The organism is Pseudomonas fluorescens, from assembly GCF_902498195.1.
Taxonomy (GTDB): Bacteria; Pseudomonadota; Gammaproteobacteria; order Pseudomonadales; family Pseudomonadaceae; genus Aquipseudomonas; species Aquipseudomonas fluorescens_BU.
The window spans coordinates 255,714-266,484 of the sequence record NZ_CABVIY010000004.1 but is presented as its reverse complement, the minus strand read 5'-3'; the positions used below and the strand labels follow the sequence as shown (position 1 = coordinate 266,484).

Annotated in this window: 18 protein-coding genes; 2 read left to right on the top strand and 16 right to left on the bottom strand. The window is 56.3% G+C overall.

What is annotated here, in order from left to right; translation table 11 throughout:
- Nucleotides 1-11 precede the first annotated feature (11 nt).
- From F8N66_RS16420 to F8N66_RS31500, 4 genes are all read right to left on the bottom strand, one after another.
- Nucleotides 12-308, bottom strand: a complete 297-nt coding sequence (locus F8N66_RS16420; RefSeq protein ID WP_150771175.1) for a hypothetical protein — start codon at nucleotides 306-308, stop codon at nucleotides 12-14.
- Nucleotides 309-402: 94 nt separating this feature from the next.
- Nucleotides 403-900 carry a KilA-N domain-containing protein gene (locus F8N66_RS16415; protein ID WP_150771174.1) on the bottom strand — a complete coding sequence of 166 codons (498 nt, stop codon included), beginning with the start codon at nucleotides 898-900 and terminating at the stop codon, nucleotides 403-405.
- Nucleotides 897-1,919 (bottom strand): Bro-N domain-containing protein, encoded by a 1,023-nt coding sequence (locus F8N66_RS16410; protein ID WP_224790489.1) that lies wholly within the window; start codon nucleotides 1,917-1,919, stop codon nucleotides 897-899. The genes F8N66_RS16415 and F8N66_RS16410 overlap by 4 nt, the downstream gene beginning before the upstream one ends.
- Nucleotides 1,883-2,056 carry a hypothetical protein gene (locus F8N66_RS31500; protein WP_191623007.1) on the bottom strand — a complete coding sequence of 58 codons (174 nt, stop codon included), beginning with the start codon at nucleotides 2,054-2,056 and terminating at the stop codon, nucleotides 1,883-1,885. The genes F8N66_RS16410 and F8N66_RS31500 overlap by 37 nt, the downstream gene beginning before the upstream one ends.
- A gap of 74 nt (nucleotides 2,057-2,130) precedes the next feature.
- On the opposite strand from F8N66_RS31500, the gene F8N66_RS16405 reads away from it, so the two are divergent.
- Together F8N66_RS16405 and F8N66_RS16400 are read left to right on the top strand one after the other, a co-directional pair.
- The gene (locus F8N66_RS16405) at nucleotides 2,131-2,631 is read left to right on the top strand and encodes an Arc family DNA-binding protein (RefSeq protein ID WP_224790488.1); all 501 of its coding nucleotides are present in this window, start codon (nucleotides 2,131-2,133) and stop codon (nucleotides 2,629-2,631) included.
- 77 nt (nucleotides 2,632-2,708) lie between these two features.
- On the top strand, nucleotides 2,709-2,993 hold the full coding sequence (locus F8N66_RS16400; RefSeq protein ID WP_150771173.1) for a hypothetical protein: 285 nt from the start codon (nucleotides 2,709-2,711) through the stop codon (nucleotides 2,991-2,993).
- A gap of 90 nt (nucleotides 2,994-3,083) precedes the next feature.
- On the opposite strand, the gene F8N66_RS16395 is transcribed toward F8N66_RS16400, so the two are convergent.
- From F8N66_RS16395 to F8N66_RS16340, 12 genes are all read right to left on the bottom strand, one after another.
- Nucleotides 3,084-4,211: a DUF6575 domain-containing protein gene (locus tag F8N66_RS16395; protein WP_150771172.1), complete on the bottom strand. Its 1,128-nt coding sequence runs from the start codon at nucleotides 4,209-4,211 to the stop codon at nucleotides 3,084-3,086.
- Entirely contained in the window at nucleotides 4,208-4,588 is a 381-nt protein-coding gene (locus F8N66_RS16390) for a hypothetical protein (RefSeq protein ID WP_150771171.1), read from the bottom strand. The genes F8N66_RS16395 and F8N66_RS16390 overlap by 4 nt, the downstream gene beginning before the upstream one ends.
- Nucleotides 4,589-4,766: 178 nt before the next feature.
- Entirely contained in the window at nucleotides 4,767-4,994 is a 228-nt protein-coding gene (locus F8N66_RS16385) for a hypothetical protein (protein ID WP_150771170.1), read from the bottom strand.
- A gap of 86 nt (nucleotides 4,995-5,080) precedes the next feature.
- Nucleotides 5,081-5,506 carry a hypothetical protein gene (locus tag F8N66_RS16380; RefSeq protein ID WP_150771169.1) on the bottom strand — a complete coding sequence of 142 codons (426 nt, stop codon included), beginning with the start codon at nucleotides 5,504-5,506 and terminating at the stop codon, nucleotides 5,081-5,083.
- A 60-nt stretch (nucleotides 5,507-5,566) separates the two neighbouring features.
- Entirely contained in the window at nucleotides 5,567-6,472 is a 906-nt protein-coding gene (locus F8N66_RS16375; RefSeq protein WP_150771168.1) for a phage tail tube protein, read from the bottom strand.
- 67 nt (nucleotides 6,473-6,539) lie between these two features.
- A complete protein-coding gene (locus F8N66_RS16370) occupies nucleotides 6,540-6,959 on the bottom strand; it encodes a phage tail terminator-like protein (protein ID WP_150771167.1) in 420 nt (139 codons plus the stop codon).
- A 119-nt stretch (nucleotides 6,960-7,078) separates the two neighbouring features.
- On the bottom strand, nucleotides 7,079-7,474 hold the full coding sequence (locus tag F8N66_RS16365) for an HK97 gp10 family phage protein (protein WP_150771166.1): 396 nt from the start codon (nucleotides 7,472-7,474) through the stop codon (nucleotides 7,079-7,081).
- Nucleotides 7,474-7,863, bottom strand: coding sequence for a hypothetical protein (locus F8N66_RS16360; protein WP_150771165.1), 390 nt, complete (start codon nucleotides 7,861-7,863; stop codon nucleotides 7,474-7,476). The genes F8N66_RS16365 and F8N66_RS16360 overlap by 1 nt, the downstream gene beginning before the upstream one ends.
- Before the next feature lie 2 nt (nucleotides 7,864-7,865).
- Nucleotides 7,866-8,369 (bottom strand): DnaT-like ssDNA-binding protein, encoded by a 504-nt coding sequence (locus F8N66_RS16355; protein ID WP_150771164.1) that lies wholly within the window; start codon nucleotides 8,367-8,369, stop codon nucleotides 7,866-7,868.
- A gap of 62 nt (nucleotides 8,370-8,431) precedes the next feature.
- Entirely contained in the window at nucleotides 8,432-9,001 is a 570-nt protein-coding gene (locus tag F8N66_RS16350; protein WP_150771163.1) for a hypothetical protein, read from the bottom strand.
- A 46-nt stretch (nucleotides 9,002-9,047) separates the two neighbouring features.
- Entirely contained in the window at nucleotides 9,048-9,998 is a 951-nt protein-coding gene (locus tag F8N66_RS16345) for a major capsid protein (RefSeq protein ID WP_150771162.1), read from the bottom strand.
- A 12-nt stretch (nucleotides 9,999-10,010) separates the two neighbouring features.
- On the bottom strand, nucleotides 10,011-10,739 hold the full coding sequence (locus F8N66_RS16340) for a hypothetical protein (protein WP_150771161.1): 729 nt from the start codon (nucleotides 10,737-10,739) through the stop codon (nucleotides 10,011-10,013).
- Between the last annotated feature and the right edge of the window lie 32 nt (nucleotides 10,740-10,771).

Genomic DNA, 10,771 nt, shown 5'->3' with positions numbered 1-10,771 from the left:
GTTCTATGTAGTCAGGCGCTTATCGCTGGCAGAGCTGCCTGGCAATGCTTGCATTTAACTGCCTCTCGCTGAACGAGTTCTGCGCATTCAGGGCATTTTCTGTATAGCGAGGACACGCCAAACTTGCGAGCAATTTCTTGGCTCTTGGCGTCATCAAATCCAACAGATGGGAGCACCCATAGAATAATCAGGGCGATAAACGAAAGGAGGAAGCCGATCACAAACCACCCCAAAGCGCTTCTCCCCTTTTGACTTGCGAAATATGCACAAGCCCCGGCAATTGCGAGCCAAACAATCAGGTATTCCATTTCACATCCTCCCTTAAGACAGCGGCACTCTACCGCAACCCAAGGGGAACGACCAAAACCCCGCCGGGGCGAGGTTGATTTGGATGAGTGTTTCTTACGCGGCGTCGAGCGCGAGTGTCAGTTGGAGCTGTTCACGCCAGTAATCAACATTGTGCTCCAGTCCGGGCTTGGACCAGCGCCAACTGGAAAGCCCTTTTCCACTCAGGCTCGCAAGCTGTTGCCCGCGCTCCAATGCCAGGCATGCAGAATCAAAACGCTTTCGAGCATCCACGTCGCCATGCAGAAGTGCGTCGATCTGCAAGTCGCACCACACAGAGAAGTCAGCAGATAGCCACCGAGCGAAAGCTACTGCCAGTTTTGGGTGCAGCCAAACCCCGCCATTGCGACCCATCTTCCTGCGAATCAATGTGTCGGATTTTCCGACACTTAATCTTTTGGCCAAAGCTTCGAGGTATTCGGCAGTGGTCGGCAGATCAAGCCAGTGGCTTGGGCGCTTCCCAAACCTCTTGGAGATTGCCGTGGCGTTCAGCCAGCCATCAGCACTGAGCTGAACAGGATGGCCTTCGTAATCGAACGGGATGACATTGCTCATGCGGACACCCTTCGGCCAATCACGTAGGACTGGGGGGCGACTGCTACTTCTTGCAGTCCGCGGATCATGCCAAGCAGTTGCTCTGTTTTATTCCGATAGGTGCGAAACTCCCACCATGCGCCCTCGACGCTGTAGCCGGCACGCGAAAGCTCAGAAAGAATTTTCTCGCAAGGCGAGGTGAAATTCTCCGCTAGATCGGAAAGTACGACGCCCAGATAGTCATGCTTTTCATCACGAGGTTTTCGCATCCCTTCACGACGATCAGTCAGGCAATCGACTGGAAAGTGGATATTGAGCGGAAGCATTGGCGCAGCAGTCTCTTTCCCCAGATATTCACCCTCGATCGAATATGCAGCGATGAAGTTGCAAGCCGAGTCGAACTGACTGGCCGGGATCAACTCGGTACGCGGCACGTTGAACCGGGTGTGCAAGCGGTTATGCATGACCAGCTGCAAGCCTTGCCGTTTCTCTGCAGGTGCAGCCTTGATCTTGTCGCGAATCACTCCCTTGATGGTATTGAACTGACTCAGGCTCAGCTGATCCATAAGCGCGGCCATCTTGCCCTGGTCTTCGTAGCGACCATGCTTACGGATTGCTGGAAGAACTTCAGCGGTGATCCACTTTTTGAAGCGCTTGGCTTCAGCCTTACGGCTGCGGAGAATCGCCGAGTAAAGACCGGACTCATTGATGACTAACATTTCCTGCTCGCCGCCAGGGGTACTCACAATCTGAGTACCCTTTTCATCGTCATCCAGGTTGCGACACATATTGAAAGAATCGCGGTACTCAAGAGCCAGCGAGACGTCGCCAGCAACGAACCAAGGCTGATCGCTGATTAGCAGCGTGCGGACCTGCTGCTTACCGAAGTTGAACGGGATGACACTGGATGCAGCTGTGCTATTATTGCTCATGACGATTTCTTCTCCGAAGTTGATCTCGTTTCCCGAAGCCTCAGTGTTCCCGCACTGGGGCTTCTTCGTTTTCAGGCTGCCGCCTGCTTGTTCTGCATTTCCCGCCATTTCAGCCCCTCCTCAATTAGCAGGCCAAGCTCGGCATTGAGGCTGCGACGGTTGATGCCAGCCTCCTGCATTGCCTTTTTTTTCAGTTCATCCGCGATCCGTAGGCTATACGCCGAGATCTGGTGTGCGCCTTTCATGGTGCTCCTCCTTTGCGTTGTGGATTCATATTGACGTCACTAGATTTTGACGTCAAGTGGATTCTTGAATCTTTTTGAATGCACGAACAGAATCTCTGTTTAATATCATTGCACCGTGGAAACCAATGACAGACCGGCATGTATTACCGCCCTACTCGCTTCGCATGACCGCAGAGCTTAGGGATCAGCTCGAAGCCTCTGCAGGGCAGGCAAAACGTAGCCTCAACGCAGAAATCGTCGCTCGCCTTGAGGAGAGCTTCGCGAGAGACACCGTCGCGCAGCCTCTATCCGAGCACGATGCGGCTATGCAGGTCTTGGCTAGGATGTATCAAGAAACCCTTGATAAGATTTCTGACCTTAAATCGATGTCTAACTTGAGTCACATGGATCAGGTCGAATTGCTGCATGAAGAGGCTACGGCGAAGTACCTTCGCCACGCTGCTGCCAGGGCGGCCATGCCTCCAGAAGAAAGGCCTCCTCAAAGGAAACAATCAATGCCGCTCGGAATTGACAGCGATGTTCATCTCGCAACTAGAGTTGCAGAGAATACCCATCCGCCAAGATCGAAAAAGTAACCCCGACCTAGCCCCCAAAGCCCAGCACCAGCCTGGGCTTTTGCACCTTCTCCCCACCACAACGCAAGGAGCGCTGAATGCCTCTTCAATCGAACATCGACAAAGCTGAGTTGCTGAGAACCTTTGCTGACAATGAAAGACTGAGCACTTCCCAAAAAAGGGTGCTGCGCACAAAGGTTAAAATCGCGCTAAAGAAAACAACATTTCCTTCCGGAGTGGTGAATCACTGGTGCGTCCCAATGCATCGCTCCGTAACTAAGGTCGACCGGGAAAACTTTCTAAACATCCTTGGTCACATAGAGCAATCCAACGAGCAAGACCTCGGGGATGTCAAATGGTTATTCGATGCAATGGTCATATAAGGTCCGGTGAGCCAAAGTTATCGCCACCAGATGCAAAAAGCCCAGCGCGGGGCTGGGCTCTAGGTTCCTGGTAGAAGGGCGTTTATTAACTCAAGCGGGCTCAAACCGAACTAGGCTAATTATTTTCACCTCGCGCCCAGTCCCGTGCACGATCTCGATTTTCTCTTGGCAATGAAATGTGTATCTGTTTCCGACCGTTATTCCCGCCAAGTTGAGATTCGACCCGTCTTTGATGCCGCCGCTATAAGCCACACCGTCAACATCGATCCTCCAAGTGCTTGTTGATACTTTTGCTGAGTCAACAATACCGGTCAACGCTATGTCCTCCACACCTAGATCTTCGCGATGTCGGCAGCGCTGGATGACATTTTGAGCACTGGCTACACGGATCTTGCTTTTACTTGAGCTCCGCATACCAGGGGTAGACCATGTGTTGGCGAACGGGCAATCGTTTTCAGCGATGAAATTCAGTAGGCTTATCAGTGACGAGGCAGCATGCCCCTTAATGCCCAGCAAAAATCTGACTGCCTCATCTGGCTTGTCGGCTAACGCCAAGAACTCGTTGAGCTTGGTAAAGGCGCTGATTAGCGCTTTATTCTCCCCTAGCATGTCGCAGGACTCTGCACTACGCACCTGGACTGTGAAAGAGCCAGGGCAAAATCCAAAAACGTCTGACTCGTAGGGTTCATCCCCCTTGGGTATCGCTTTACCATTCGACTTAGCAGCAACCCTCGCCAGATTGCGAAGTACGCCTTGATAAATAGCCAAAAACTCGGAAAGTTTGCGTGTGCGGATCCTTGCCTCGTGGGACGCCTCTGGAACTGCCAGAGATGCAAAAGCAACCGTAGCGTTCAGCTCTTGCGCCTTGATCAGGACCTCGTCGTCGTACTGAAAAACCAAGCCCGGATCTGGCAGCCAGTCTTGTGGAGCCACATTGAACCGCGTCAGCTCTATGCCAAATGGCTCGGTCAAGTCATCCGGCGAAGCTTGATAGAACTCGGAAAGCTCAGGGTTCTCATAAACATGCCTAAGATCGATTTTCCCGGTAAGTAGCTCCCTACAGCGGTAATCAGACACAGGAACGCAGAGAAATACTGGGCCATGCTCAACCTCCTCCGCCACCATGCAAACGTAACGAACACCGATAGCGTCACGCGCCACGAAAACCTGCGGATAGTCGTAGTCCAGCAGAACGTGCAGTAGCTGTATGGCTTTCATTCCCTGCCCCCTGCCGCACACGCTAAATCGAAGCGTTTTGATCGCCACCAAGAATAGTGACTGCCTTGCCCAGTCTTCATAACTGCCCCGTCATCCTGCCCCAAGGTGATCTTCACCTTGATCTTATGTTTATGGGCAGGGAGTTTCAGTACTGAATCCAAGTCCTCCGCTTCTTTGTAGACAGATATAGCTCGCGCTTGACACTCAGGAACACGGAACACTTTCTTCGGAAATAGCGTACGGTGGGATAGAAAATCCCCCTCCACTGGCTGGGCGCCTTCGCAAAGGCGATAGCAGACGAACTTCTCAAGATTTGACGCCTGGGCAGGCGGGCACTGATCAGGAAGCTCCTCAAACCACTCTTGTACTACATCCATGTTGCTGGCTCAGCTTTACGATGATGGCCGCATGCTATTCGGCACAACCCTGAGTGTCACTACCTTTTTCAGTTAAAGATAGTAGACACATCCAAAGCATAAAGACTGATTACTCCTGAGTCATCGCCTAGAAGCAGAGGGAGCGTGGCCCCCGTCCGCCTACCCAGCGTGTGAATGCTCAGCCCACGCCTTCACTCATAACCCGACAGTGAATGTGGTCCATCTTCATCAGCACCCGGGCCTCTTCCGGCTCGATCTGCCGATCCATCATCCGCGTCCAAGCGTCCATTTCCTGCCAAGTCAGGGGATCACTGGTGCGCTTGAGCTCCCAGTACAAACCGGCCAGATAGCCCATACCCTCAGGTACGGCCGGAATGTCCAGCTCCCGAGGCTTGTGCTTGGTCATCTCCCAGACCCGCGTTAGGTGCTCGCGGGTGGTGGCAGTCGATCCATTGACCGGTTTGTTGAGCTTGGCCTCCCCTTCCCAGTGGCTTAGGAGGCTGTCAACTCTGGAGCGAAAAAACGGGCGCGGTCGCTCGCCAGACGCTCAACATCATTTGCCAGGCCGGGGTTGTTGAGCAGCAGCTCGGTAACGGCTTCTTTCGAGTACGGGACAGGCAGCGACCAATCGAAAGCCAGCGCGGTGCGGTAATGCAGATTGGCACGCTGAGCGATGGCGTCCTCCTCTTCGGCCGTCATGCCTTCCTTACCCTTGTCACGCAGGATGCGGGTCGCTTCCAGCAGTGCCTTGCGCGCCGCCGGCGCATCTGCGCCCAGCACCACCAGGTGATATTCCGTGGCGGTGCCGTCCGGCAAGGTCAGTGGCAAATTCTTGCCCTTCTCCAGTGCGCCCAGAGTGAAGAAGTCGGACAGAGCGAATGGCTTGACGGTTTCGGCTGCTTTGGTTTTGGTGGTCATCTGTAGATCTCCAGAAACAAGAAAGCCCGCTCAGTGGCGGGCCTGGAAGTAAAAATAGGATTACACGCCGGTGCGCGTGATCATCATGGTGGTGGCCAGCACATCGTCGTAACCGGCGCTCACGGTGTATTGCGGGATGATTGCGCCGGGGCCGCTGGTTTGCTTCTGGCCCTGGGTGTAACGGACCTTCGGCAACTCCAGCGTGTAGCTGTCTGCGCCCTCGGTGAATTCGATCGCGTGCGAGGTGGAGGTCTCTTCGAGCACCTTGTCCCACAGCACCGCATCGACCAGGTAGGCCGACATCGAGCCGGTAACCACCGCCACACCGTTGGAGATGTCGTAGGCCTCGCGGCTACCCAGCGCAAACACCGCTTCCATGCCGTTATCCAGATCAACGCTCCATTCGGTCGCGTAAGCCACTGGAACACCACCCTCGGTCAGTGCCAGGTTGGTGGTGACCATGGTGTCGGTCGCTGTGGCCGCGACGTAAGTTGAGCCCACTGGAACGGTGTATTTCTCCGCCTTGGCGCCCATCATGCTGAAGGTGACGCCCACCTTTGCATTCAGTGGGGAGCTGATCGCCATCTTGCTGACGCGGCAGCCGTGATAGCAGTAGTCGACGCCAATATCCGTGTGACGCTCAAGGATCGCAAACGAACGCTCCACCTTGCCGATCTTCAGGACATTGGCCGTCCAGGTGCCTTGCATGGCGGCCTGAATCAGATCGTCGAAGCTGGAGAACGACAACTCGACAGCGATATCACCGGCAACGCTGTAAGTACCGCCGCGGCTCGGCGGACGCTGCCGGGACTGGTTCATTTCCGCGGTGTCGATTTGGTTGATGTTCGGGGTCAGGCCGGCGGTGACGAATCGAATCGGCTTCCAAGCCGGAGTGGCGGGCACAACGCCGGCCACTTCCTGGACGTAGTAATACTGAACGGCCGAGCCGTTGGCTAACTTGCCCATTTAGGGATCCTCTTAACGAAAAAACCCGCTCAATGGGCGGGGTATGGGGGTTGCTGCGGGAGGCGACTCAGACGCCGGGGAAGATCCAGGCCGTGTAATAAACGTGGATGCTTAAGCCAGTCCATACAGTTTCGGGGGTGATCTTGGAGCGCTCAGACTTACGGATGTGCACACGCTGCCCCTGATACTCGAGACCGAGTCCGGGCGCGTAGAAGTTGAGTGCCTTGTCGGCGTCAGCCAGGATCGGCCCGGCGCCCGTGTTGTTCGGGTGGTAGATATCGATCTGCAGGTAACCGGTACGCTCAACCGGGTTTACGCCACCGAATGCGGCGGGTTCACGACCGGTTGGCATGTCAGTCAGTCGAGCCCATGCCTGGCCAGTTACTGGCGTGAAGGCTTTCCCTTCCCAAGCCGTCCTGGCGGCCGGATAAAGGCTACTAGCCAAATAGGCAGCGACCAAGGCGCCGTTGATCTTGGTTTCAGACATGTGATCTACACTCAAATGGGGGTGTGGCTAGCTCGACGGGGCGAAAAAGCGGGCGAATTCCCTTCTCTGCCACACCTCCACCGTAGGGAGGGCAGATCAACTGCTCAGGAAAGCAGCTTTCAAACTCGATTTTTTCGCGCCTGCTCATCCACCAACTTTTGGAAGCGGTCCACATTGCGATGGACCATTCCCTGAGGCGCCTTATCGGATGATCCGTTTTCGATCTTCAGGCAGTAAGGCATGTTGTTGGTCAGCAGGGTTTCCTGACCAGCACCTGGCGGGGTATTGGCGACCACCTCGGCCATTGCCGCAGTGCCGGCTGTGTCAATCCGCCCGTTCTCATCAACAGCAGGCTGACCGACAGTTGTCTGCCAATCTCCGCGCAGCCGGCCTTCATCCACGGGCGTGTCCTCAATCACCGCATTGAACAGCGCGATGGTCGTACCGCGAGTGATTTCGTCATGCGCCTTTGAGGTCTTGGCGGCGAATCGCTTGATGTCATCTGCAAAGCTCATCAGCGCCTCCCGTGCAGTTCGTAGAGCAGCGGTGTGCCGGCCGGATTGGTCGTCTTGATGTTGATGATCGTCCACGTCAGACCGTCAGCAAGAATGGTCGTCGTCATCGTCGGCACCCAGGCCAAGCCTTTCGCGGCGAGCATGATCTTCTTGTCGCCCTGCTGAACCAGCGAGCCGGCAGCGTTGATGATGCCGGCCTCCTGCACTGTGTAGTCCAGCAGGATCGCCTGGCCAAGCTGAGTGACGGGCACGATGACGGGGCCCGTGCCGGTCACTGGGTCGTAGTCATCAGGGTCTGGCTCCGGCGTTTCGGAAAGCGTTGCGGTCTGACCAAATCGCGCTATCAACCGCAAAGCAGTGGCAGCCATACGGTCATAGAAAGCGCTCATGCTCAGGCCCTTATGGCGAACAGCCCTCGGCGGGCAAGATAGTCGGCGAACTGGGTTGCGCTGGGGCGATCTGGTGCGGCAGGGAGCAGATAGCCATTGTTGTTGCTGGCCTCTGCGTACTGCACGTCCACAGCACCTTCCACGCGCTCGCGAATCACGGCACCAGTTCGCTGTGATGGTGGGTCGATGTCGTCAGCGTGGATCTCAACCGCCAGCGCCATCTGCCCGTACTCGATGCGAGCCGGAATGTAGGTCGGCGATAGGATTTCACCGTCGACCTGAGCGCCGCGGCGAGGCCAGGGCAATGCCTGGGCCGCGTTCGACTTGTTGCCCTTCCAGGTGAGCGCCATCATCTGGACGGCAGCGCGGCGCAGCAATGCTTCCTGCTCCTGCTCGGCTGCTGGGATCGTGCGGCCGAACTTCACAGCGTACATCGCCAGGCTTTCGGCTGTTGCGAAGCTTTCGGCGTCTGGCTTGCCGGTGCCATCCTCGATGGTGAGTGTCATGGATCGACTCGCTGGATTGAGTTTTAAATGATTGGCCGACGTGTTGCCGACAGCCGGCAGTATCAAGCCCTGGGCAGATCGCCGACGAGCTTTTCCAAGGATTCTTTCGAGGCGTTGGCGCGGTACGTCACGCCGGCAGAATCGAGCTTAGCCTTCAGCGCTTCGACTTCCTGACCGTCGGCCTTGAGTGTCGCGAGCTCGGTACGCAATTTCTCGTTTTCCTCTGCCAGATCGTCACGCTGGCCGGTCAGTTCGATCATCTGTACACGAAAGGCATCCAGCCCTTGAAACAACCGGATTGCGAGCTCGCCGGCTTCCGGCTTTTCGATCTCACCGGCATCAAGACCATCGATCACCGCTCGAACCGTATCGCTTTCAGCCCGCAGCTTACCGATCAACGCTTCCAGTTCGGCCTTGTTATCTTCCGCACCAACAATCAGCACAAGGCGCTTCTCCGCCTCCTTCAGCGTCACTTCGACGCCGACACTCTCGTAGGCATCGACCACGTTAGGCCATTCGCCAACCACAACAACACCGGTCACACCCGCTTCCGGGCGATCAAAGTGCTCTGGGTTGCGATAGCGCTTATCTGGATCAAAGCCAGAGTTTTGAGTGGAATAAGTGAGTTCCATGGATATCTCCGTGGCGGCCATCGCTGGCCGCTTTCATGGGTGAGCGTTAAGGAGTGGTCGTCAGGGTGATCATCACGCCTGCGGTAACCTTGTTGCTGCCGGCATGCTTGATCCAGTTGGCAGCCGAACCCACAGCGGCCAAGGTTGGGTTGGAACCGCCAGTGGTGGCCTTCCAGCTGTAACCCAGTACATCGATGTTCACAGTGCCTTCAGCGCGGTAGCCAATGGCGAGGTTTTCCTCGTCGTTCACTTCGTACGAGCGGAAGCCCGGAGCCTGGGACTCGGTGATGGTCACAGCGTTCGGCAGCAAGCCGAAGATCACATCCGCCGGCGCGGTGTCGGTAACCAGCACTGGCTTGCCGAGCGTGCCTGGCAGGCCGCCGTAGATCACGACACCGGCTTCTTCGTAGATCTTGTTGGTGATCGCTTCGTCGACGATGTCAAAGTAAGCGCTGGAGTGCATGACCCACAACGCGATACGACCGAACTTGTCGCCGAACTTGCGCATACCGCGAGTCAGCGTTTTCTTGCCATCGGTTTCGATGTTGGCCGAAACCACCATGTCAGCGTTGGAGCCGATCGCTGCACGGAGACCAGCAGTGGCGTACTGGATGAAGCCTTCCAGAGTCGCATCTGCTACGTCGGCGCCGACGATCTGGGAGAACTCCTCGACCGGACGACCGCGACGCTTGAACGCCTCTTCCGTGGTCTGGTACGGGCCGTACTTCCATGGAGCCTTGACGCCAACAGCTTCGCCAGCGCTGATTTTCTTGGCAGTAACCTTGGTTTCGGAGTTGACGTCGCGGTGTTCCAGCGAGCCGTTTAGCTTGTACAGAGCACGCTTGCGGAAGTCGCCTTCGATCAGCTCGTTGTCGAGCACCATCGCGCCGTTGGACGAAGCATTGAACACATCGAGGTTGTCCTGGACGCGCTCCAGGTATGCAGTTTGCGCCTCATCGTTGTAGATGATCAGGTCGCTGTTAACGGTTGTAGCCATGGGTCAATCCCCTTATTTGGGCAATTGCAGATATGCGGTTTGGCCGTGCTTGCGCTGGAAATCGCGCTTCTGCTCGGAAGTCATTTCGGAGCGCTTGAATGCAGCCTTGCCGCCACCCCCGCCCGGGGCAAATGTTCCTGAAGCCCTTGGCCACAGATGAGGCGCGCTTTCGCGCAGAGACTCCGCCCATTCGAGCGGGGTCAGAGGGGTCTTGCCGTCTTTGCCAAGGATGGTCTGGCCCGACTCATCAGTGGCGACGGCTTCGCCATCTTCATTCAGGGTGAACACGCCTTTGGCGCGTAGGATGATGTCGTCGGTTGCTTCCGGCAGTGCGCCGGCCTTCAGTGCTGCACTGCGTACCGAGTCACCCAGAACTTTGCCCTGGAACTTGGCAGCGAAGGACTCGGCCTTCTCAGCGCGCTCACTGATAGTCTTCAACTGCTTGTCGTAGTCGCCGCGAAGGCGCTCGGTTCGGCGGTTGAAGACCTCGTCCACCTTGCCCTCAGTCAGCAGCTTGGTTTCTTCGTCCTGGCCGGCACGACTCAGTAGCCCTTTGACGGCGTCGATATCGATGCCTTCAAACTGGGTTTCGAATTGCGAGAGCTTGCTGGTGGTGTCTTTGAGCTTGCCGAGCAGCTCGGTGTTCTTGGTTTTCAGCCCGGAGACGGATGCTTCGACGGCAGTCGCGATAGCGGCCTTTACTGCCGGGTTTTCCAGGTCGATTTCGGTTTCTTCTGCCACGCTGATGCACCCCTTGGGTTTGGTCTGCCCGC